Source organism: Shewanella seohaensis (genome assembly GCF_023283775.1).
Classification (GTDB): Bacteria; Pseudomonadota; Gammaproteobacteria; order Enterobacterales; family Shewanellaceae; genus Shewanella; species Shewanella seohaensis.
Window position 1 is genome coordinate 126,852 of sequence record NZ_JAKILE010000005.1, and the last position, 23,668, is coordinate 150,519.

General features: G+C 48.0%; 14 protein-coding genes. 7 read left to right on the forward strand and 7 right to left on the reverse strand.

What is annotated here, in order from left to right:
* Window positions 1-170 precede the first annotated feature (170 nt).
* From L2713_RS07725 to L2713_RS07735, 3 genes are all read left to right on the forward strand, one after another.
* A complete protein-coding gene (locus L2713_RS07725; protein WP_248967495.1) occupies window positions 171-2,459 on the forward strand; it encodes a hypothetical protein in 2,289 nt (762 codons plus the stop codon).
* Window positions 2,460-2,468: 9 nt separating this feature from the next.
* Window positions 2,469-4,202: a toxin-antitoxin system YwqK family antitoxin gene (locus L2713_RS07730; RefSeq protein WP_248967496.1), complete on the forward strand. Its 1,734-nt coding sequence runs from the start codon at window positions 2,469-2,471 to the stop codon at window positions 4,200-4,202.
* A gap of 160 nt (window positions 4,203-4,362) precedes the next feature.
* On the forward strand, window positions 4,363-6,672 hold the full coding sequence (locus L2713_RS07735; RefSeq protein ID WP_248967497.1) for a toxin-antitoxin system YwqK family antitoxin: 2,310 nt from the start codon (window positions 4,363-4,365) through the stop codon (window positions 6,670-6,672).
* 92 nt (window positions 6,673-6,764) lie between these two features.
* On the opposite strand, the gene L2713_RS07740 is transcribed toward L2713_RS07735, so the two are convergent.
* From L2713_RS07740 to L2713_RS07750, 3 genes are all read right to left on the reverse strand, one after another.
* Entirely contained in the window at window positions 6,765-8,327 is a 1,563-nt protein-coding gene (locus L2713_RS07740) for a rhomboid family intramembrane serine protease (RefSeq protein WP_248967498.1), read from the reverse strand.
* Window positions 8,328-8,516: 189 nt separating this feature from the next.
* Entirely contained in the window at window positions 8,517-9,473 is a 957-nt protein-coding gene (gene pbpG, locus L2713_RS07745) for a D-alanyl-D-alanine endopeptidase (RefSeq protein WP_011621623.1), read from the reverse strand.
* A gap of 290 nt (window positions 9,474-9,763) precedes the next feature.
* Window positions 9,764-10,690, reverse strand: a complete 927-nt coding sequence (locus L2713_RS07750) for a LysR family transcriptional regulator (RefSeq protein WP_248967499.1) — start codon at window positions 10,688-10,690, stop codon at window positions 9,764-9,766.
* Window positions 10,691-10,859: 169 nt separating this feature from the next.
* Between L2713_RS07750 and L2713_RS07755 the strand changes: the two genes are divergently transcribed.
* The 3 genes from L2713_RS07755 to L2713_RS07765 all read left to right on the forward strand — a co-directional run bounded on the left by L2713_RS07755 (window position 10,860) and on the right by L2713_RS07765 (window position 12,554).
* On the forward strand, window positions 10,860-11,363 hold the full coding sequence (locus tag L2713_RS07755; protein ID WP_023268076.1) for a lactoylglutathione lyase family protein: 504 nt from the start codon (window positions 10,860-10,862) through the stop codon (window positions 11,361-11,363).
* A 415-nt stretch (window positions 11,364-11,778) separates the two neighbouring features.
* Complete coding sequence (locus L2713_RS07760) at window positions 11,779-12,219, forward strand: DUF2846 domain-containing protein (protein WP_248967500.1); 441 nt, start codon at window positions 11,779-11,781, stop codon at window positions 12,217-12,219.
* Window positions 12,220-12,242: 23 nt separating this feature from the next.
* The gene (locus L2713_RS07765; RefSeq protein ID WP_248967501.1) at window positions 12,243-12,554 is read left to right on the forward strand and encodes a hypothetical protein; all 312 of its coding nucleotides are present in this window, start codon (window positions 12,243-12,245) and stop codon (window positions 12,552-12,554) included.
* 441 nt (window positions 12,555-12,995) lie between these two features.
* Here the strand turns inward: L2713_RS07765 and lysS are convergent, their stop codons facing one another.
* Both lysS and prfB read right to left on the reverse strand, forming a co-directional pair.
* Window positions 12,996-14,498 carry a lysine--tRNA ligase gene (gene lysS, locus L2713_RS07770; RefSeq protein WP_248967502.1) on the reverse strand — a complete coding sequence of 501 codons (1,503 nt, stop codon included), beginning with the start codon at window positions 14,496-14,498 and terminating at the stop codon, window positions 12,996-12,998.
* 29 nt (window positions 14,499-14,527) lie between these two features.
* Window positions 14,528-15,626 (reverse strand): peptide chain release factor 2 gene (gene prfB / locus L2713_RS07775; RefSeq protein WP_161629216.1). Its coding sequence is split into 2 segments (ribosomal slippage): window positions 14,528-15,550 and window positions 15,552-15,626, totalling 1,098 coding nucleotides; the frame shifts between segments, so codons are not numbered across the junction.
* Between the two features lie 527 nt (window positions 15,627-16,153).
* On the opposite strand from prfB, the gene fdhF reads away from it, so the two are divergent.
* Entirely contained in the window at window positions 16,154-20,452 is a 4,299-nt protein-coding gene (fdhF, locus tag L2713_RS07780; protein ID WP_248967503.1) for a formate dehydrogenase subunit alpha, read from the forward strand.
* Window positions 20,453-20,571: 119 nt separating this feature from the next.
* On the opposite strand, the gene L2713_RS07785 is transcribed toward fdhF, so the two are convergent.
* Both L2713_RS07785 and chrA read right to left on the reverse strand, forming a co-directional pair.
* On the reverse strand, window positions 20,572-22,236 hold the full coding sequence (locus L2713_RS07785; RefSeq protein ID WP_086902671.1) for a methyl-accepting chemotaxis protein: 1,665 nt from the start codon (window positions 22,234-22,236) through the stop codon (window positions 20,572-20,574).
* Window positions 22,237-22,371: 135 nt separating this feature from the next.
* Complete coding sequence (gene chrA, locus L2713_RS07790) at window positions 22,372-23,523, reverse strand: chromate efflux transporter (protein WP_248967504.1); 1,152 nt, start codon at window positions 23,521-23,523, stop codon at window positions 22,372-22,374.
* Window positions 23,524-23,668: the final 145 nt, after the last annotated feature.

The window sequence follows — 23,668 nt, forward strand, 5'->3', positions numbered from 1 at the left end:
AATCGGCTTTCTCGCCTTATACCACTATTCATCATGCAAACTTACGACTGATCTTGCCCCCAAATTGGCATGAGCTTTTTATTCCCAAGGGGATTTTTTGTGTATAATGTCGCCAATTTTCGGATTAATAGATTTACATTTCAATAACATAAGTCGCCAACGGAGTTCAAATGGCTATAGGGATATGCAGGGTAATTTGTACCAGTCTCACGCTCACCTTGGGATTAACGGCGTGCGATAGCGCTGGCTCCAATAAATCGGGGGGCATCCCCACCGCACGCGAATATCAGGTGATTTCGACCCTCAGCATCAATGATGGTATCGAAACCCAAAAGCACATGCAGGGGCGCGTGCTACTGAATTACCAGTTGCAGGATGCTCAGGGTAGAGCGACTAGCTTAACTACGCCATTGACCAATGATGCCCACTTCTTCGTTCAGCCGAGCCTGATGCAATTAAGCGATCACGGCCTGCCTATTCCGATCAGTAATATCGATCCGAAAAACAGCGGCAAAGAACTCACCTCCATCATTCAAGCGGGCTTTAATCTCGAGCTGAAAAATGGTGACAACAATCGGCTTACACCTATCACCAAGATAGAAGAAAAGGATATCGCCGAGCTGTTTAACCGCTGGACGAGCCTTAAGTCCCTACTTGAGCAATCGCCTACCCTGCCCGTGCAGCTTGAGCCCCGCGTGGGTTATAGCGCCAGCGCCCCCATGGATGAGCGGTTAATCTGGACGGTTGAGCAAGTGAGCGACGATAGATTGCAGGCTTTGTTGCAGACTAAACAGCAACAGGGCGAAAACAGTCATCTTAAGGTCTACGGCAAGTTCGAGCTTAACCGTAAAACCGGTTGGTTAGAGAGCATGGCGCTGTTTAAACAGGATGAACAGCGGGGGAAAACCTTTGTCCAGCGTATCGTTATGGCGCCTAAGGATCGTCCCGATGTGATGAGCCTGCTTTGGTATGCCGATGACAACTACGATGCCGAGCGGGATATTGATGATAAGCAAAAAGAGCTTTATCCCATCAGCGATGTGCCGCGGGAATATAAGCCTATCGACAAGGCATTTATCCAATCCTTATTAGCTGATCATCAAGGGATTATTGATAATATTGGCGACTGGGGCAGCGATACTCCCGAGGAGATCCAACTGCGCTTTGTGCATGCCATGAGTCCGCAATATGTGGTCGGTAATATGCGCTATGAAGACATCACGGCCTTTGATGAGAGCGGAAAAGCGTTAGATCTCGACTTCTGGCAACACAGCACGGGGGCAGCGGTCAATTTCAGCCGCAACATTGAGTCGTCGACCAATATTATCGCCACGGGTTGGGATAACACCGCCGATAAACTCAAGCGGATAAGTTATATCAACGCTAAGCTCACCTTAGTTCCCGAGGCGAATAGCATCATCGATAAATCCTGGGACGAACTACTCGCTACGCCCTATACCTTTGGCGATGCCAGCCTCACGATCCAGCCAATCGATGCGGGCGCTAAGTTATTTAAAGTGGTCATCAAGCAGAGCGATAGCCACAAGATCCACCTCGGTCTTCAGCAGTTAACAGGCAAAATGGCCTATGCCAGCCCCGAGTCAGAATATCCTAAGTGGCTCACCCTGACCGATAAAGAACTGCTAACGGAGTTGACCAGTGCCAATGATAGTCACCCGCTGACCACCAACGCACTGCTACTTAAATTAGACGACATCCCAAAAAGCCTAGTGCTAGTGACGAGTCAACCCCAACCTGAGCTCAGCCAAAGCAAGCAGATCCGTTTTGTTCCCGAAGCCGAGTATAACCAAAATCTTGCCAATCCCCTGAGCGAGTTTGGCAGCGTCAGCATCGGTGACTCCTTCTCGGATAAGCTGGCCTCGTCCAAGCCTGAAATCAGTGCGGTGAAGGATATAAAAACGGCAACTGAAAACGGTCACAACTTGTATATCCCCATGTCTGCTGCGTTAGCGACGGCCTGTAAGCCCGAAATCAGCCAAGGTTTTAATGAAGGCACACAGACTGTGGCTTGGCAGTTTGTGCCCAATGGGCCCGAAGGCGCGGCTTACCATTTGATGACACCCGACCGCGTGCGCCAGTACTTCTACGATAAGCGCATTCAAGGCACTATCCATTGCAAAGGCGATATCCACTGGCAAACCTTGCCGCAATCTGTCACCGAGCGCCCTTGGTTAATCGATTTGCAAACCTGGCTGACCGATACGGGTTATGGCAAGGAGCCGAGCAAAGATTTACCCAATTACATCAGAGTCGAGAATGCTCAAGGCAAGCCACTAACGATTCGTTTGCCCGAAGAGACTGAGTATAGGATTGATGAGGTGCTGTTAGATGGCCGCTATTTAAGTGTTACGGGCGCCGCCGCTAAGGTGAGTTATATGACTATCTCCCAAGAAGCCGTCGATATTCCCTATGAATTCACCTTTAAACCTTTGCCTTAAGGAGCGGTTATGCGTCCATTTACTGTAAAACTGCTCCTAGGAGCGCTCGCCCTCATCAGTACCCATGCCAATGCGGAAAAGGTATTACTCGATGCCAATTGGAATGTCGTCAAGGATGAAAAAAAAGCTCTGTACTATTTTGAGCAACCCGTTGATCAGACTGATGGTTACTACAAGGTAGAGGTTTACTACAAAGAAAAGAATAGGCTTTTCTGCTCAACGGCCATCGCCGATAAAAATATTGGTAAGGCACTCACTAGCGAGCAATTTCGCGGGCCTTATCAATGTCACTTCGACGATGGAACCCCCTACGAACAGGGCTTTCGTAACGCGCAAGGTCAGCTTGATGGCGTCATCAAAAAGTACATTGCCACGGGTCAGTTATATACTGAGTCGCACTATGAAAATGGTGTAAAACAAGGCCAAGAAATAGGTTATTGGAATGGCGGCAATATCCGCAACAAAACCACCTATAAAGATGGCCAAGCCGTCGGTATCAGCGAAAATTTTAGTCCCGAAGGTGAAGTCACCGCCAAAATCTGCCATGACCCCACCTGCGTCAGCCAATATTTTAATCTAGGCAAACTCAACCGAGAGGAACATAAGGTTGATGGCCTGTTGCAAGGCACTGAGACCACTTGGGGGCTGAATGGGCAAGTCATCTCGACCCAAGAGTGGTTTAAAGATAAAAAACACGGCGATTATTTTAGCTATTTTGACAATGGCAAGGTGGAGCACCACTTCCAGTATCAACAGAATTATAAGGTCGGTGAGCAGCTCACTTACTTTGAAAATGGCCAGCTCAAATTAAAGGAAGTCACCAACGATAAGGGCGATGTCATCCAGTCCATCGAATACGATGACAAAGGTGAGATTAAACGCACTAGCGACAGCAAATACCAAGGTAATCGCTGGGTTTATCGCAAACAGCAGCGCTATCGCGACGGCCAATTGATTGAGACTCAAGAAGAGGACAAACTCAAAAACGGGTCGCTCTTTGAAACCTTCAAACAAGGCTTGTTAATCGAGCGTCAGGAGCTACTCAATAAGCAATTGAATGGCTTACAAATCAAATCCTTTGACTACAACGATGTCATCACCCTCACCCGTGAATATTATCAGGCGGGTAAGCGTGAAGGCGCCTATGAGACGGTGAAAATTGAGCCTGCCACGGGCAAAAGTCAGCTGGTAGAGCAAGGCCAGTATGCCAAGGATAAACAAGCAGGCACTTGGAAGAAATATCAGGATGACGCCACCATCACCTATAGCCACGATGATAATGGCCAGCTCCACGGTGAATACCTCAACAAGACCAACTCAGGGCAATTGCTTGAATCCATGCACTTTAAACATGGCAAACCCGATGGTTTAGTCCAGCGTTACGCCAGTAATGGCCAAGTGTATGAAAAAGGCGAATACCTTAATGAACTGCGCCAAGGCGATTGGATATTCACCGATAACGAATTCCAATATCGCCCAAGGCCGAATCCAGAAAGACGCTCTTGGCATGGTCGCTTCGACAAGGGTAAGCAAGTCGGACACTGGGAACTGCGTACAGTCGAGGATTATGTGCTCGAAATTGCTAACTATGACGACCAAGGTAACTTGCATGGTAAGCAATACCAGTTTGAGAATAATGGCTCGATACAGGTGATTAATCATTACAATCACGGCCAGTTTTTAAATCAGGAAACACCGCCGCCCGTCTTACCCGTTGAAGATAGCGTGTTTCCTTTTTATTAACGAAAGCAGGTGGCGTTAAGCTGTTTAGCTTAACGCCAATCGCGTAAACTAACTCGCCGTGCACTCGGCCAAAGTGTACAGCATCAACATAGTGTAAACGTTAGGATTCTTATACTGGCCGCCCATTGCGCGGCCCTAAGATCCACAGCAAGGGATCAGCATGTACAACTCGCCATTTCGCTTTATTAGCCTCGCCATTGCCGGGATCAGCCTAGTCGGCGTCCATGCACAGGCGGCGCAAAACCTCTCCTCCATGATGGTCGAAATTCGCCAGCAGGACGGTATTCCAAGCTATTACAATCTCGCCACGGGCATGCCCTTAAATGGTGATATCGCCATCGTTCGCGATAACCAAGGTTATACCTTAGGGCAATTTTCGCAGGGAATACCGAATGGGAAATGGCAGGTTTTTCATAGTAATAACAGTAGAATCGTCGAAGGTAACTATCAACTGGGTTACCAAGATGGCACCTGGCGACTGTTCGATTTAGATGGCGCCATGACCGAGGAGCAACAATTTGCCAAGGGTGTCCCCGTTGGCGAATGGAAGGAATTTAGTGCCACGGGCAGTGTCACCCAAAGCACCCTCTATAAAAATGGCCAAAAGTCCCAAGTAAAACGATTCTTCCCGAGTGGCAAATTACAGGCGCAAGAAAGCTATCTCGATAACCTTCGCCACGGTAAATGGGAAAGCTTTTATGAGAATGGCACCCTCTCCCAAAGCCAAACCTACGCTAATAATCAACTCACTGGCCCCTATCTCGAGCAAAATGCCGAGGGTCAAGTCGTTGTAAGTGGCCGCTTCGATGCCGACGGCCGCCGCCAAGGTTTATGGGAAACCTTCTTCGACGATGGCACTAAGGCCAGTGCCAGCCAATTTAATCTCGATAAACTCGAGGGTGAAGAACGCACCTTTTATCCCAGTGGCGAACTGGCAAGCCTGTGCCACTATCAAGCGGGACTTCGCCACGGTAAATGTCAACAATTCAATGAACTGGGCAAACTCCAAGTGGAGGAGCAATACCTCAACGATGTACTAGAGGGACGCCAGCAATACTTTAACCTTGAGGGTGTGCTGACCAGCGATTTGAACTACAAGCAGGATATGCTCGCCGGCACGCAAAAGTATTTCCATCCCAACGGCCAACTGAAAGAACTGCGAACCTATCAGGACTCGCAACTGGCCGATAATGGTCAATACCCCTTGCATGGCCCTTCTGAGCGCTATGATGCGGACGGTAATCTTATCGAAAAAAGCAGCTACAACATGGGCTTGAAAGATGGATTATTTGAACGCTATAACGGCGGTAAACTGCAAACCGCAGAGGTATGGAAGCTAGGTCAAAGAGACGGAGAATTCCGTCGCTACCACGCCAATGGCCAGCTCCGCAGCTTAGATGTGTACGTCGATGGCAAACTCACTGGCCGCTCCGAATCCTACTATGAGGATGGCTCGGTGAATGAACGCGGTGAGCGCATCGAAGGCGCGTGGGTCGGTAAATACGAATCCTTTTACGACAATGGCAAGCCAAGAGAACTCGCCCACTACGCCCGCACGAAAGCGGATAACAGCAATAGCTACCCCCTCGATGGCCACTTTAGTCGTTGGTACTACAATGGCGATCTCAATGAGGAAGGAGATTATCAAAACGGCGTAAAAGAGGGACTGTGGATCCAGTATCAGCAGGGGCAAAAACAAAAAGAACAGACCTTTGTTAACGGTAAACTCGATGGCGACTATGCCGAGTATTACCAAGGTCGACGCCGCGTCACTGGCCAATATGAGGATAATCAAAAAACCGGACTCTGGATTGATTACCGCTATGAAGCCAAAGATCCAACCTACGGCGCAATCCCCGAGGGCAATATCAGCCAGAAAACCCATTGGAAGGATAATAAACGTAACGGCACTTGCGAGTACTACAGCTTTAAACAAGTGGTTTATCGCTTAGAAACCTATGATAACAATGATAAAACGGGCACCTATGCCGAATATTATCCTAACAATGGCCAGCTCAAACTGAGCGGCATTATGGATAAAGGTCAGCAAACAGGACTGTGGGAAAGCTGGTATGAGGATGGCATTTTAGCCGCCAGCAGCGAGTTTTTAGATAACCAACAACATGGCATCAGCAAAGAATATTACAGCAATGGCCAGCTCAAACTCGAAGCCCAATACACTAAAGGCGAACTCGACGGCGAGCGCAGGGAATACCACCAAAATGGTAAACCTAAACTAAATGAAACTTGGTTAAAGGGCCAGAAGGAAGGCGATGCCAGCTATTACCACACCAATGGCAAACTCGCCGAACAAGGCACTTATCTTAAGGATCGCAGGGAAGGCTTATGGCAGCAATTTTGGCCCAGTGGCGAAAAACGCAGTGAAGGCAGCTATATCGCCGACCGCCAAGCAGGGGATTGGAGCCACTACGATCAGCTCGGTAAGTTGATTAATACCGAGCATTTCTAATAGCTTACCCTACCGTTTCGATTCAACCCTCAGTGTTTAAAGATTGCTGAAGCTGCCTGTTTACGGTCAGCTTCAGCAATCACCTTAGGCTGTTATTTATGCTGTATGGCCGCCTTTCGCGTTGGCCGTAGCAGGCTCCCAAGCAATAATCCACAGCCTAAACCGCCAAGGTGCGCGGCATTATCCACGCCGCCAAAGAGCCCCATCACAAGACTGGCAGAAACGAATAGGGCCAGATTCAGGGCGAGTGGCATATTGTCCGCCAAAGGCAATAAGCCCAACCATATCCAGATAATCAACACGCCAAATAGCCCCATGATGGCCCCCGATGCCCCAATGCTGATTGTCGCCTCATACCAGCCTATGCTGGCCAGGCTCGCCACTAAGCCACAGCACACATAGACTCCGAGTAAACGCCATTTACCCAGCAGCGGCTCCAAAAACATCCCCGCAAAAAACTGCCCATATAAGTTAAAAACCAAATGCATCAGGCCGCCATGCAAAAACACATTACTGAGTAAACGCCAGACTTGTTGCTCAAGCACTAACTGGCGAAGGTTTGCCCCCCAATCGAGTAACACGCTGTTTGGGAAAGCGATAAAGTGTTGGCTGGCAAAGGCCATCAATACAAATATCAAGCTGTTGATATAGAGCAAGATAGGCGTGATAACAAAGCCCTGCCGAGGCCTAAACTCGGCTAAAAAACCATAGAGCTCCGCCTTAGGTTTTTCTAGGCTTAGCTGTGCCGCCTTAGACACCTGCGTCTCATCCAGTTTTAACATCAGACTCATCAACAACCACAGAATGGCCCCAAAGCTTAACCAAGCGATAATCCACGCCAGTTTATGGCCATTACGCGCCTCGAAGGATTGATTCACTGGCATCAAGACGGTTTGATAACCCTCGAAGTAGACTGAGCTTTTTTGGGCTGCGGTGAGTAACTGACTGTAGCGGCTTGACGGGCCGATACGGTCAAGATAGACAAAGTCATCAGGATTTAAGGCATTAAATTCTTGCTGGCTATGATGAATAAACTCTTGAAATAGTGCTTCTTTCTCTTTCTGTTCGAGTCGATTACTGATCGTTTTCTCATAAACTTTGCCATACCATGCCAAGGCCTTAGCACCGACCCGCCAACTCTCGTTACGTTTAGCGAAAATCGGCATCGCAATATACAGGCTCATGCGCAGCTCACTGTTGCCCTTACCTATGGGTTCAATATTGCGCTGCACCCCTATATGTTTTTTGTCGATATAAAACTGATTTAATTGGTAATACTTGGTCTGCGGCTGATGCAATAGTGCATTGATGGACTCGAGTTGAGTCAACTTGCCCGTTGCGCTATTAAGGTATTCCTGCGCCACGATAGTGGGCACAGCCAGCAACAGCGCGGCAATCACAAAATAGATAAAACGGCTATTACTCTTGGTAAAGCGGAATAACTTGAGCCTCGGCCTTAAATAGAAAAACAGCAAGGGCCAAGGCAATATCAGCGGCAGCCAGAAATTGGTAATCGATTCGTCAATGCTCAGTAGTTGGAACTCGATAATCAACAACCAATGGAGCAAGCTGTAACCTGAGACAAATAGCAGGCAGAGCAGTATAAAGGGCACATAGATCAACTGGAGTTTTTTTAAGATTAACGCCACACGCATATCATCCTTGAGAGAAAAATCCCGCCAATGATACGGCGTATCGCCACACAACGCATCTTTAGCGGGACGATTGCTTGAATTTTAGTGAAGCCAATCAATCCTCTACAACAAAAGTGCTAGAAAAATGACAACAAAAAGGCCAGAACGATTCTGGCCTTTTTGTTGAATGGATAAGCAATTAATGCCTGCTTAGGTCTCGCTGACTTTGGCAAACTGCTGCTGGCTACGCTGCTTTTTATACTGCTTAGCTTCGGCAGGGATAGGAGTCACTTTGCCTGTTTCTAGCCAGTTACGTAAACGGTTAGCATCCGCCATATGGGTGTATTTTCCATAGGCATCGAGTACCACAAAGGCCACTTGGCGTTTAGCCATTTCGGTACGCATTACTAAACAATGGCCAGCCTCATTGGTAAAGCCGGTTTTAGTGAGGTGAATATTCCAGTTATCTTTGTAAACCAAACGGTTAGTGTTTCTAAAGTCGAGGCTGTACTTAGGTTTGCCAAAGGTGACGGTTTTCTTTTCGGTCGAGCTTAACTGACCTAACATGGGATAGCCTTCGCTGGCCTTGAGTAACACCACCAGATCGCGGGCACTCGAAACGTTTTTCTCTGACAGCCCAGTCGGCTCCACATAACGAGTATTCTTCATACCTAAGGCTTTTGCCTTAGCGTTCATCGCCTTAATAAAGGCCTTATGACCACCGGGATAGTGGTGGGCAAGACTCGCCGCCGCACGGTTTTCTGATGACATTAATGTCAGCAATAACATATCTTTACGGCTAATTTCACTGCCGATACGTACCCGAGAGTAGACACCGCGCATTTCCTTAGTGTCATTGATATTGATGGCAAGCTTTTCATCCATGGGTAACTTAGCATCTAAGGTCACCATGGCAGTCATCAGCTTAGTGACAGAGGCTATAGGCCTTACGGCATCGGGATTACTGGAATAGAGAATTTCGTTGGTTTTTAGATCCACCACCAGCGCACTATTGGCGGCCACTTCCTGCTGTTTTGCAGGGGCTTTTTTCGCCGTGGCGGTGCTTTTTGTAGTGACAGAGGCCGAATCGGCAGAATGCGCTGTCGCGGCAACAGTTAAACTGCTGCATACCAAGATAAAACTACCAAGCAGAGAAGGGATCTTCATGTAGATTTCACTGAGTCGTTAAATAAGTCGAATGTGCTACGCACAAGGTTGAAGCTAAGTATAAGAGGTCTGTGGAAAAAGGAATAGAATCCCCATCGACTTTTATCAGTAATATCAGCACTTTTTAGCCTAAATTTGCAGAAATTTTCTGAATTTTCATTCACTAAAAATTTCGCTAATTAAGTACTTAATACCAATAAAAATTCAATCAACAATGTTCAATACTAAAAATAACACCATTTTCAGTATAACAATCCAAACAGCTGTGATTAAGAGAGGCTTTTTAGCTACTACTCGTTGGCAATCAAGCGAATCGCTAGCTCGATAAATGCCTCAAAGCGGGAAGGTAAAGGTCGGGTGTTTTTGTGCACTAAATACAGTGACTCCTGCACTTTTTGCTCAAGCTCTACCGCCCATAGACTCTCCCTAGGGATAAAGGCGTTGACCGTACTCAAGGGAAGCACAGTAAAGCCTATGCCTTTGGCGACCGGCAGTAAGATTTGATTGAGCTGATTAACATAACCCCTGCGTGGGATCTGCTGGGCGATGCCACTGGCATGTCGCTTACTCCCACGGGCAATGAGTGTCGCGTCAGTCTCGCCGAAATTGGCCCTGAGGACTTGCTGCAGATAATATTGCCCATCGGGATGATCAATAAAACCAATATGTTCAAGGCGTTTTCTATCTAACGGCATACTCTGATACAGGCTTGGCAGCACTAAGGCTAGCTCCGCATAGCCTATGGCCTGATAACTGAGCTCAGCTTCATCTGTGCGCTTAGTGACAATGCCCACATCGAGCTGGTTATTTAAAATGCCCGACACTATGCGTTGGTTAGGCGCCGCCTCTAGCATCACATTCAAGCCAGGATGCTGAATTTGTCTCTCTAGAAAATGCGGATAGAGCAAACTTGCTATCGCCCCCGAGCAGCCAAAACGGCACTCACCAATATAGCGATCGTCGGTTTGCAATCGTGCTAACAGCTCGGTTTCGGCTTGCCGATATTCACGGGCATGTTGATAGAGAATGCTACCCGCCTCTGTCAACTCAAAGCGCTTACCCTGTCGCAGTATCAGGGACACACCTACTTGTTCTTCCAACTTTTTAATATGTTGGCTAACGCCAGGTTGAGTCATAAACAGCTTTTTAGCCGTCAGGGTAAAGTGCCCGACCTCAATCAAGGTCACGAAGGTCTGCAGCCACTGTTGATTCAGCATATGCACTCTCTATCGATAATTTCATCTCAGCAATAATAAACAAAAATTATCAAAATAAGAAAATTTGATAATTTTTAATTGTTAATAGAACACCATAGACTTACTCCATCGCCACAGAAGCTGTGATGATTCCGCTTTTGGGCACATAACATTCGCACTAGGAGTTAATATGAATACACCTTATCCACGCACATTTTCGCATATTGGTATTTCAGTCCCGGATCTCGAAGCAGCGGTGAAGTTTTACACTGAGGTACTCGGCTGGTATCTGATCATGCAGCCAACCGAAATTATTGAAGACAACTCGGCTATTGGTGAGATGTGCACCGATGTATTTGGTCCTAATTGGGGCTCTTTTAAGATTGCTCATTTATCGACGGGCGACCGAATTGGCGTCGAGCTATTCCAATTCGCGAATCAAGTGAACCCAGAGAACAACTTTGAATATTGGAAAACCGGCGTATTCCATTTCTGCGTGCAAGATCCCAATCTTGAAGAACTTGCCGAAAAAATTGTCGCCGCCGGTGGTAAGAAACGTATGAAGGAACCGAGATATTATTATCCGGGCGAGAAACCCTATCGCATGATCTATATGGAAGATCCCTTTGGTAATATCCTCGAAATATATAGCCATAGCTATGAGCTACATTATGCCAGCGGTGCCTATCAATAAGTCATGGCTAAAATAAACAGCCCATATCACCAGTATAATTTTCATTCAAAAAACTGATATGGGCTGATTTTATTCAAATATGAAATGATACTAAAAAGCATTCTTCGCTTTTTACCACAAAAAACCATCAATAAAACAACATTCATCAATCTTTTGATGTAAATGTATAGATAAGGGTTACAACTTAAGTTATATTTCGCCGGTCAAGGAAAGAACCCTTAGCATACTGATTAAAAAGTATTTCTATGTTTATTAGCCGTATGCCATAGCGTTAATTAATTTCAGGATGATATTTTATCCATACATCCCACTTTATCCCTTTCTTGATGTTTAAAAATTATACGCCTATTGCTTATAACGCTTTCTGTTGAAAGTGGATTCATTCATTTCAGTAATATTTAATTAGGGATTGATGATGTTTAAAAAGTTACTAACTCCCATGCTAGCTGTTTGCCTACTTCTTTCAGGTTGTGCCACAGTTCCTATGGCATCAAAGGAAGAAGATGCAAAATTAAAAACATTTCAAAAGCCATCAGAAAATAAAAGTGGCATCTACGTTTATCGTAATAGTTTTGTCGGACAAGCACTCAAGAAAAACATCTATATTAATGGTGTGCTGATTGGCGAGTCAGCTAACAAAGTATTTTTCTTTAAGGAAGTTGAGCCTGGTGAAGTGATGTTATCAACTGAATCAGAGTTCAGTGAAAATAACCTCACCGTCAAAACCGAAGGTGGTAAAAACTACTTCTTCGAACAATATATCAAGATGGGTGTTTTTGTTGGTGGAGCGGGACTAAAAGCCGTTTCGGATACCGAAGGTATGAAAAACGTTCAAGAATGTAAACTTGCTCAATAACTTTTTTTAAAAGGACTTAAAAATTGAAAAAGCTTATACCACTGCTATTAACAGCGTGTTTTATGCAACCAAACATAGCATTTTCAGAAGACATTCCTGAAAATTTGCCATTTACTGTTAACGTCACGCCTCAAGATAGTGAAGTTATCTCATTTCGAAATTTATCAAATGATAAAGTTATCATTGATATCTATGGAGAAGAGATTTCATTAGAAAAGAGTTCAGGGGCTATGTTTAACTGCACTGGATATGGCTTTGTTGAGATTCAATTTAAAGATGCTCTTCATGACTACTTCGAAGTTGCCTGTAAATCATCAATTACAATCAATAACTGAGAATACTTAAAATGAAAAGCGCTAATCTCAAAATGAAACTCATCGTCGGTGTAATCTCTGCATTTATATTATCTGGTTGTGGAGGAAGTAACTCTGATGGCTCATCGAAGTCAACCTATAACTCCTGCAAGATCATAAGTTCACAGGCAATGTATGCTGCTGACAAAGATAATGACCTGAAGCAATGTTGGAACGCTCCTGGTAACGGTTATGAAAGCCAAGGAGATGCTATGCAGTGGTGTGAAAAGCAAATTAACGCATATATGGCTACACAGTATTTTATCGGGCACACCGTGACTTATATGGTTGAGTCCACGTATTGTAAGAAATAAGAACTGTCGACAAATACTGAACAATAAAAAAACCAGCCATTAGGCTGGTTTTTTTATGATTGCTTTATGCGCTGTTGGGCTGACGTTTAATCAACAACCCCAATAAGGCTTAGGCCTGTGGGCGCATCGCTGGGAACAGGATCACGTCACGGATAGTATGAGTGTTAGTGAATAGCATCACTAAACGGTCGATACCGATACCTTGACCCGCTGTTGGTGGTAAACCGTGTTCCAGTGCAGTGATGTAGTCTGCATCGTAGAACATGGCTTCGTCGTCACCCGCGTCTTTCGCATCAACCTGCGCCTTAAAGCGGCTGTCTTGGTCTTCAGCATCGTTTAACTCGCTGAAACCGTTAGCGACTTCACGGCCACCGATGAAGAATTCGAAACGGTCGGTGATGAAGTGATTGTCATCGTTACGACGTGCCAGTGGCGAAATGTCCGCTGGGTAGCCAGTGATGAAAGTCGGTTGCATTAACTGCCATTCAGCGGTTTCACCGAAGATTTCTTCTAATAACTGACCACAGGTCCAAAACTTCTCGATCTTGATGCCTAGGCTGATCGCCAGTTCACGCATGAATTCAAGATCTTTCACTTGCTCATAGGTCATGGCTTGGATAGTTGCGTTGTCAGGATTGTACTTCTGAATCGCTTCTAACATGCTTAAACGGGCATATGGACCACCGAAATCAACAGTGTGCTCGCCGTATGGCATTTGCGCGCTACCTAACAGTTCAATCGCGATTGAGCTTAACAGTTCTTCGGTTAAGTCCATCAGATCTTTGTAGTCTGCATAGGCCATATAGAATTCCATCATAGTGAATTCTGGGTTATGGCGTGGCGACAGACCTTCGTTACGGAAGTTACGGTTGATTTCGAACACACGCTCAAAACCACCGACCACTAAACGCTTGAGGTATAACTCTGGCGCGATACGCAGGTACATTGGCATGTCCAGCGCATTATGGTGAGTGATAAATGGACGGGCTGAAGCGCCGCCTGGGATCACGTGCATCATTGGGGTTTCAACTTCCATGAACTCTTTTTTGATCATGAAGTTACGGATAGCTGCAACCACTTTAGAACGCATAACGAAGGCTTGACGAGATTCTTCGTTAACGATTAAGTCCACATAACGTTGGCGGTAACGAGTTTCTTGGTCGGTCAGGCCGTGGAATTTTTCTGGCAGAGGACGCAGTGCTTTAGTCAGCAGTTGGTACTCTTCCATGTTCACGTACAGATCGCCTTTACCAGACAAGTGCAACTGACCAGTTACGCCGATGATGTCACCGATATCCAGACCTTGGTATTTATCCTTCAGATCCGCTTGAACGCCCTTTTCAGCGTAAGCTTGGATACGACCAGACACGTCTTGGATCACCAGGAATGGGCCACGTTTTGCCATGATACGGCCAGCGATGCTGGTTTTAAAACCTAAGGCTTCGAGTTCTTCCTTAGTGTTTTGACAGTATTTTTCCTGCAACTCAGCCGCTTTGTGGGTGCGACGGAAAGTATTAGGGTGAGCATTAGCGCTGCAGTTCGGGCGAATGCTTTCTAGCTTGGCACGACGCTCGGCAATCAGTTTGTTTTCATCTTGTACTTGTTCAGTCATCTTATTTCTCGTCTATACCTTTGAATTAATTACAGCCCTGATTTCAAACTGGCTTCGATAAACTTGTCCAGATCGCCATCGAGTACCGCTTGGGTATTGCGCGTCTCCACGCTAGTGCGTAAGTCTTTAATACGGGAATCATCCAATACATAAGAACGGATCTGGCTGCCCCAACCGATGTCAGATTTGGCATCTTCGGCGGCTTGTTTTTCCGCATTTTGCTTATGCATTTCTAATTCGAACAGTTTGGCTTTTAACTGTTTCATCGCCGAATCTTTGTTCTTGTGCTGTGAACGGTCGTTCTGGCACTGCACTACCGTGTTGGTCGGTAAGTGGGTAATACGTACCGCAGATTCGGTTCGGTTAACGTGCTGACCACCCGCACCCGAGGCGCGGTATACGTCGATACGTAAGTCAGCTGGATTGATATCGATGGTGATATCGTCATCAATCTCTGGGTAAACGAATACCGAGCAGAAAGAGGTATGGCGACGACCCGATGAGTCGAATGGCGATTTACGCACTAAACGATGCACGCCTGTCTCGGTACGTAACCAACCGAAAGCATACTCACCGGTAAATTTGATGGTCGCGCCCTTAATACCGGCGACGTCACCGTCGGTGACTTCCATCAGCTCAGGGCTGAATCCGTGGGCTTCGCCCCAACGCAGGTACATACGCAGTACCATGTTGGCCCAATCTTGCGCCTCAGTACCGCCACTGCCCGATTGAATGTCTAAGTAACAATCGGAGGCATCATGTTGACCAGAGAACATACGGCGGAATTCGAGTTCGGCCAAACGGCTCTCTAAATAATCCAGCTCTTTGGTGGTTTCATTGAAGGTATCTTCGTCTTCTTCTTCGATGGCAAGCTCTAGTAGACCTTCAACGTCTTCTAGACCGGCGTCCATATCATCGATAGTTTTGACAACGGCTTCGAGGCTGGCGCGCTCTTTACCTAGGGCTTGAGCACGTTCTGGCTCGTTCCACACCTCAGAACTTTCAAGTTCACGGCTGACTTCTTCTAGACGCTCATGCTTAGCATCGTAGTCAAAGATACCCCCTAAGAAGCTGCGTACGCTCGGCAAGCTCCTTAATTTTGAATTTTACTGGATTAACTTCAAACATGGATTTTCAACTTCGCTTTATTTTTGCCGTTTCAATGGATTTTCCATCAAAGGAGGCGGCGCTTAACAGTATTTGCAACCGCGCATTTTAACCTAACAACGGCTGTAAACCTAGGGCGTGTTGACACTTCAGGGCGATTTTATCAGCCTAAAAAGCACCGCTGGCACCAGCAGATTAACAGACAAAGCCTAGTTAAGACTGTGATCCTACATGAAATAACCCGTTTAACGCCTCGATCAAACATAAATTTGAGCAAGCTAAACAGTGATAATCACTAAAAACCTCAAAGGATTAAGCAAGATACAGATAAATCAAATGCAAAACTCCAAGCAAATCACAACTTTCCACCAGTAAACCTTCATCAGCGCACAGTCTGATACGGGTTTGTGATGACAGCGGCAATTTAGCGTCAAACTTCCCCCGCCCATAAGCGTCTTCTAAAGCGCTCTAGTTATACTCAAACCCACCTTAAGCCTGCCGCTTTACGCCAATGCAGCAAGCACCCTACAAATATAAAAGGCCTTGGGATGATAGAACTTAACATCGACAATCACAGCGTCACGGCCGAGCCGAGCGAAACCCTATTACAGGCGGCCCGTAAGGCGGGCATTGCCATTCCGAGTCTGTGCGATCCTACGGATGCAACACGGCAATTAGGCGCAGCGCCTAACGCCAATAAACAGGACTGCAACCTCTGCCTAGTACAAATCGAAAACAGCGATGCCAGCCTGCGCTGCGTTAAAGCCTGTGAAACGCCTGCCGAGCCTGGCATGAAGGTCATCACCCAATCGGCATATTTAACCAAACAGCGCCAAGCTGCACTGAGCAGGATTTTAAGTGACCACTTTGCCGACTGTGAGGCGCCCTGCCAGCAGGCCTGCCCCGCGGGCGTGGATGTGCAAACTTACCTGTACCACATTGCCCAAGGTGACCACACCCAAGCGATTAAAATCATTAAAGACACCCTGCCGCTACCGCTGTCGATTGGCCGAGTCTGCCCCGCATTTTGCGAAACTGAATGCCGCCGCGGCCTAGTCGATGACCCCATTGCTATTCGTCAACTTAAGCGCCACGCCGCCGATTTAGACTTGGCCGACGATGAACAAGGCGGCAGTTATCAACCACTACGCCTTGCAGATACGGGCCAAAAGATTGCCATTATTGGCGCGGGCCCGGCAGGATTAAGCGCGGGTTATTACCTGTCAAACCAAGGGCATCATGTTGAGATTTTTGAAGCCATGCCAAAAGCTGGCGGCTGGCTGCGCTATGGGATCCCCGAATACCGTTTACCTAAGGCGATTCTCGATAAAGAAATCGAGCTGCTATGTCGCAATGGGTTAACCATTCATACAGATACTCGCCTCGGCCATGAAATTCATTTAGCTCAGCTGGTTGCCGATTTCGATGCTGTGTGCCTCGCCATCGGCGCCCAAAAGGCGGTGCCGATGAACTACAAAGGCTCAGAACTTGCGGGCTGTTACCTTGGGGTGGATTTTCTTAAGGATCATTGCCTCGACAAACAATTGAAGTTGGGCAAAAAAGTCGCCGTGATTGGTGGCGGCAACACCGCCATCGACTGCGCCCGCACCGCCGTGCGTGAAGGCTGCGATGTTACCTTAATCTACCGCCGTACCCGCGCCGAAATGCCCGCCGAAGCCTACGAAGTACACGAGGCCGAAGTTGAAGGCGTCAAATTCCATTTCTTAACTAATCCCATTGAAAATCATAGCGATGCCAATGGACAGGTAGAAGCGGTCACCTTCAGCAAAATGGCGCTCGGCGAAGCCGATGCCTCGGGCAGACGCGCACCCGTGGACACAGGGGAAACCTTTACCGAGGCCTTCGATACCGTTATCGCCGCCGTCTCCCAAGCGCCAGATCTGAGTTTTATGCAGGATCCTATGGGGCAACTCAGCCATGGCGAACTGGCGCTGAGCCGCTGGAACACCCTGATAGGCTGCGAGCAAACCATGTCATCGGGAGTCGAAAAACTGTTTGTGATGGGCGATGCCCGCCGCGGCCCAGCGACTGCCGTCGCCGCGATTGGCGATGGCCGTAAAGCGGCAATCGCTATTGATAAGATGCTAAAAATTGGCCTTAGCTGCGATTTACATGCCCATGAGTTTAACTCGGTCAAAACCATTCCAAGCGCCCTCATTCCAAACGCCCTTAAGCAAACCGAAACAAGCTCAAAAGCAGGGTCAACGCTTTATCCCCATACGCCGCGTAAGCCCCGCTTGAAGATGCCCGAACTCACGGCGCTGCAACGGCTACTGAATTACAGTGAAGTCGAGTTAGGCTTTCCCGCCGATGCCGCCATGCAAGAAGCGGCGCGCTGTCTCGAGTGCGCCTGTCAGGCCAATACCGACTGTAAGCTTAGGGATTACGCCACGGATTATGGTGTCGAGGCCAAAAGCTTAGCCACTGAAAATGCACGGCATTTCAGTGTTGATAAGAGCGCACCCTTTATTCAATTCGATGCTAATCGCTGTATTAGCTGCGGTAAGTGCGTCGATGTGTGTCAGCAGCAGAGTGGCCACTGCGCCATCCAATTTAGCCAAGATTCCTATCAGGCGCTGCCGCAGGAAATGACTCAACACATGGAGCGCCGCGCGCCGAGAGTCGGCTTTAGTGCGAGCATGGCCGATAGCCAGTGTGTGCAATGTGGTAACTGTGTACAGGTTTGTCCGACGGGCGCACTGGTCGATGCCCGGGATAAACGCCAAGGCGATAGCACAGAGTTAAAAACCGCCTCGACGATTTGTACTTACTGCGGCGTGGGCTGTCGCCTCGACCTTAAAATCGACCCCAAGGCCAATCGTATTCGTCATATCGAAGGCAATAAGGACTCGGTCGTTAACCAAGGCATGCTGTGTGTTAAGGGACGTTTTGGCTTCGATTTTATTCACAGCGACAAACGTCTCACTACGCCACTGATCCGTAAAAACGGCAAGCTGCAACCGAGCAGTTGGCCCGAAGCCATCGCCTATGTGGCAAAACGCTTAACCGAGATAAAACAAAAAGATGGCAGCAATGCCCTCGCCAGTCTCGCCTCAGCTAAGGCCACCAACGAAGATAACTTTGTGCTGCAAAAGTTTGTTCGCAGTGTTCTTGGCACCAACAATATTGATCACTGCGCCCGCCTATGCCACTCATCGACGGTAACGGGTTTGCAGCAGAGTATTGGTAGCGGTGCCATGACCAATGATATTCCGAGCATCAAGGACTCGGACGTTATCTTTATTTTAGGGTCGGACACCACCTGCGCCCATCCGATTATTGCCTCGAAAATCCAGCAGGCGGTGATGCAGCACGGCGCACGTTTGCTGGTTGCCGATCCGAAACGCGTTGGCATTGCCGAAAAGGCCGAGCTGTATGTCGCCCATAGACCGGGGACGGATGTGATGCTACTCAACGCCATTATGGCGGAAATTATTCGCAACGATTGGCAGGATAAAGCCTATATCGCCCTGCGTACCGAAGGCATTGAGGCCCTCTATGCGGAGTTAGCCAAGGCCGATTACTCCCTCGAAAACGCGGCGCTCATCACGGGCGTAAAGGCCGAAGACATTGCCCGCCTCGCGCGCACCATAGGCACGGCGCAAAAGACCGCGGTTTACTACGCCATGGGTATCACTCAGCATACGACGGGGCACGATAACGTCACGGCTATCTCTAATTTGCAGCTACTTTGCGGCAATATTGGTGTGTCAGGCGCGGGGATTAACCCACTTCGCGGCCAGAGCAATGTCCAAGGTGCCTGCGATATGGGCGCACTGCCCAACTATTTTAGCGGTTACCAAAAGGTCACGGATATTCATGCCAGAATGCGCTTCGAAGACCTCTGGCAAACGCCGTTATCGGGGGAGATTGGCGTCACCGCAACCCATATGATGCATGATATTGCAAAGGGCAACATTAAAGCCTTGTATGTGATGGGCGAGAATCCCGTACTCAGCGACCCCGATCAAGCCCATGTACTTAATGCATTGAGTCAAATCGAGTTCTTAGTGGTACAGGATATCTTTTTAACCGAGACGGCCGAGCTTGCCCATGTGGTCTTGCCCGCCGCCGCATTCGTGGAAAAACGCGGTCACTTTACCAATACCGAGCGTCGGGTGCAGCGACTCGAGCAAGCGCTCGCCTCACCGGGTGAAGCCTTGCCCGATTGGCAGATAGTGCAAGCGGTCGCTAATGCCATGGGCGCTAACTGGAATTATGCCAACGAAGAAGCCATTTGGGGCGAGATCAACGAGCTCACTCCGCAATATCGCGGCATTCGCTGGGATAGATTAAGTGCCGATGCCGAAGGTCAAATCCCCCAAGGGATTCAATGGCCCTGTCCAGATGAAACCCATCCCGGGACGCCGATTATGCACCAAAGCCAATTCACTCGAGGCTTAGGCTTATTTACCCCCGTCAGTTATCGCCTACCTGCCGAAATGCCCTGCAACGAGTATCCGCTGACGCTGTCGACGGGGCGGCTATTGGAGCAATTCCACACGGGCACACTCACCCGTAAAACACCAGGGCTGGATCTACTCGGCGCACCTAAGGTGATGATTTCTGTCTATGATGCGGAGCAACTGGGGATCCATAACGGCGATAAACTTCGCCTTACCACCCGCCGCGGAGAGATTGAAATCGATGCCTTTGTGACTAAACGCGCCCAAGCGGGCGTGCTGTTCCTGCCGTTCCATTTTGTGGAAGCAGCGGCCAATAAGCTCACCATCAATGCGCTCGACCCTGTAGCTTATATTCCCGAATATAAGGTCTGTGCGGTTAGGGCTGAAAAGGTGACTGCAAAGATTAGTGAACCAGCCTAGGGCTGCATAGCAAGCATAAAATTAAGCCTAAAGATGAACATAAAAAACGGGAGACACTGTCTCCCGTTTTTATTCGCTAACTTAATTAACTGCTTAATTAACTTGCTTAATTAGTCGAGTTAGATCTTAAACTGTCCCACCAATTTACCCAGATTAATTCCTTCCTGAGACACGGTTTGGCTCACCTTGGCCGCATCTTCACTGGAGTGCAGCAGCTCGTTAACGATCTCTTGGATGGCATAAACGTTACGGTTGATTTCTTCAGTCACAGAGCTTTGCTCGGTCGCCGCCGTCGCAATTTGGGTACTCATATCGTTAATCGCAGTCACCGCCGACGTCACAGAGCCTAAGCTTTCCGAAATAGCGCGGGAAGAATCCACCGAGCGCACGCAGCTCTGCTGGCTCTCGTCCATGGTTTTTACCGCCAAGGCCACCAGCTTGTGGAGTTCTGAAAGCATTTCATTGATTTCTAAGGTGCTTGCCTGAGTCCGGCTGGCAAGATTACGCACTTCATCGGCCACCACGGCAAAGCCACGCCCTTGCTCACCGGCGCGGGCTGCTTCAATCGCCGCGTTAAGGGCCAGCAGGTTGGTTTGCTCGGCGATGCCACCAATCACAGACAAGACACTGTTAATCTTTTGCGATTGCTCACTTAGGGACTTAATGCTACCCGCGGCATTATTGATTTGCGCCATAAGACCTGCAATCTCTTCGAGTGAGGCATCGACGCAGCGCTGCGCATTGGCCACATCCCCCGTCGCCGCTTGGGTCGCCTCGGCCACTTGAGTGGTATTTTGTGCGACTTCACTGGCGGTAGATGACATCTCGGTAATGGCCGTCACCACTTGGTCTGTCTCGTTGTTGTGACTTAGCAGTTGGCTCGACATCACTTTGGTTTGATCATGAATCGCATTCGCGGCGGATTTCACCTTAGCCGTGGCGTTGGCCACATCGCCAATAATGGTTTGTAGCTTATCGACAAATAAGTTAAAGGCTTGACCTAACTGAGCAATTTCATCCTCGCCCTTCACGCTTAAGCGTTTAGTTAAATCCCCTTCTCCCTTAGCGATATCATTCAGGCTGTCCGCCATATTTTTAATCGGCACCACCATACGATGGGCAGCAACCATAATGATAAAGGCCGTGATCCCCGTCAGCACGAGGGCAATTAACAGGATCATGAAGGATTTATCGGCCATTTGTTCGGTCACGGTTTGGCGGTAATCCTCCACCACGGCTTCGATATCGTCGATATAGGCCCCAGTACCGAGCATCCAGTCAGTACCCGGAACCATCATCACATAGCTAATCTTCTCGATTTGCTCGTTGGTATTGGGCTTTTGATAGTAATAGGAAAAGTTACCGTCGCCGCGTTTGGCCGCATCCAACAAACCGACGATGATCTTAGTGCCGCGAGGGTCTGTCATATCGATTTTGTTTTGACCTTCGAGATTCGGCATTAAGGCGTGGAAAATGTTTTTACCTTGGGAATCATAAATAAAGAAATAACCAGCGCTGCCAAAACGAATATCACGCAGGGCTTGGTTCACATTGCCTTGGTCCTTGAGAGACAGTTGATACTGCACAATTCCGGCGGCAATTTCGGTCGCTTCTTTGATTTGTTGTTTACGTTCGCCAACCAGTTTCGTCCTAAAGGTCACCACTTCTTCCGCGAGGGATTCTTGTTCGACATAGTAGGAAACGGTCATGAGCACTAACAGGGTCAAAATGAGGGGAAACAAAGACAACAGCAGTAATTTATTACGCAGGCTTAAATTCGACATGCTTGCTTACTCCAGGGTGATCGAGCTTATATTTTTTTATATTTCTGAAGTATAGCCAAAACGGTGCAACATCTTTGGGTTTGACTTAACAAATATTGTATTAATTTGCACCAGCTAGCATGTCGATAATTGAGTTTACCCAAGCAATATCAATCCGATACCGCATACGCTAAAGCCAAGAACCAGCAGTACCATCTGCGGTTTAAAGAGTTTTAGCGCACCAAAACCGAGCAACACAACCGCCATATCCATGGCGGATAACACGCCTTGAGTAAACACGGGTTGATACAGCGCCGCCGCCAATAATCCCACCACACAGGCATTCACGCCCGAGAGCATGCCAGCAATCTTGGGTCTGGCGGCAATCGCGTGCCAACTCTTTAAGCCCACCAGCATCAATAAAAATCCCGGTAAGAAAATAGCGATGGTGGCAATAGCCGCACCGACAAAGGGATTGCCTAGCATCATCTCGGCGCCAAGGAAGGTCGCAAAGGTGAACATAGGTCCAGGCACGGCTTGGGCAAAGGCGTAACCAGTGAGGAAACGATCGCCGCTCATCGCATCGCCAACTGTGGTCTCAAGCAGTGGCAGCACCACATGACCACCACCGAAGACTAAGCTGCCGACACGGTAGAATTCGCCAAATATTCCCGCCTCGGCGCCGAGGTTAATGGCAAAAAAACTCCCCGCAAACAAGGCGATAAATATAGCGAGGCTCAGGTAATTCAAGCGAATGGGTTCAGACTTTTGCACTTCGCTCTCGCTCGCACTGAGGAGTGACAAGCCTAAAAGCGCAGCAAGGATTAACAGCGCAATTTGGGTCCACAAGAACGGGAAAATCAACATGGCCGCGGCGCTGCCAAGCATGAGTAAACGCGCGGTTTTACGTTGGCAAAACTGGCTAAACATCGCCAACACAGCGTCTGCCACTACTACGACCGCTAACAGTTTTAAGCCATGGACTATGCCCTGCATATAAAGGTTATCGAGCCAAGCGGCAGTCGTCACCGCCAGCAGATACATCAAAACAAAGGAAGGTAAGGTAAATCCGGCAAAGGCCGAGATGGCGCCGAGCAGTCCACCGCGATGATAACCAATGGCAAACCCCACCTGACTCGAGCCCGGTCCCGGCATAAATTGGCTTAAGGCGACCAAGCTGGCATAGCGTTTATCATCGAGCCAGCCGAGTTCGTTGACAAAGGTTTGGCGAAAATAGCCGATATGCGCCGCTGGTCCACCAAAACTCATCAACCCAAGGGAAAAAAAACGTAAGAATATCTGCAGCATAAGCTTTGCCTTTCGATGCATAAAGTGAGCAAGATTATGCCACTAAAAAGACAATTTAATGAAAGTGAAATGTGAAATCTTCGAAGTATCGCGGATTCCATAAACAAAAAAGCCGGCAAAATCCATTTGCCGGCATCCTAAATTC

Excerpts from the sequence above, each read along its gene's own strand:
- L2713_RS07725 (WP_248967495.1), top strand. The coding sequence starts at position 171 with ATGGCTATAGGGATATGCAGGGTAATTTGTACCAGTCTCACGCTCACC.
- L2713_RS07730 (WP_248967496.1), top strand. The coding sequence starts at position 2,469 with ATGCGTCCATTTACTGTAAAACTGCTCCTAGGAGCGCTCGCCCTCATC.
- L2713_RS07735 (WP_248967497.1), top strand. The coding sequence starts at position 4,363 with ATGTACAACTCGCCATTTCGCTTTATTAGCCTCGCCATTGCCGGGATC.
- L2713_RS07740 (WP_248967498.1), bottom strand. The coding sequence starts at position 8,327 with ATGCGTGTGGCGTTAATCTTAAAAAAACTCCAGTTGATCTATGTGCCC.
- pbpG (WP_011621623.1), bottom strand. The coding sequence starts at position 9,473 with ATGAAGATCCCTTCTCTGCTTGGTAGTTTTATCTTGGTATGCAGCAGT.
- L2713_RS07750 (WP_248967499.1), bottom strand. The coding sequence starts at position 10,690 with ATGCTGAATCAACAGTGGCTGCAGACCTTCGTGACCTTGATTGAGGTC.
- L2713_RS07755 (WP_023268076.1), top strand. The coding sequence starts at position 10,860 with ATGAATACACCTTATCCACGCACATTTTCGCATATTGGTATTTCAGTC.
- L2713_RS07760 (WP_248967500.1), top strand. The coding sequence starts at position 11,779 with ATGTTTAAAAAGTTACTAACTCCCATGCTAGCTGTTTGCCTACTTCTT.
- lysS (WP_248967502.1), bottom strand. The coding sequence starts at position 14,498 with ATGACTGAACAAGTACAAGATGAAAACAAACTGATTGCCGAGCGTCGT.
- fdhF (WP_248967503.1), top strand. The coding sequence starts at position 16,154 with ATGATAGAACTTAACATCGACAATCACAGCGTCACGGCCGAGCCGAGC.
- L2713_RS07785 (WP_086902671.1), bottom strand. The coding sequence starts at position 22,236 with ATGTCGAATTTAAGCCTGCGTAATAAATTACTGCTGTTGTCTTTGTTT.
- chrA (WP_248967504.1), bottom strand. The coding sequence starts at position 23,523 with ATGCTGCAGATATTCTTACGTTTTTTTTCCCTTGGGTTGATGAGTTTT.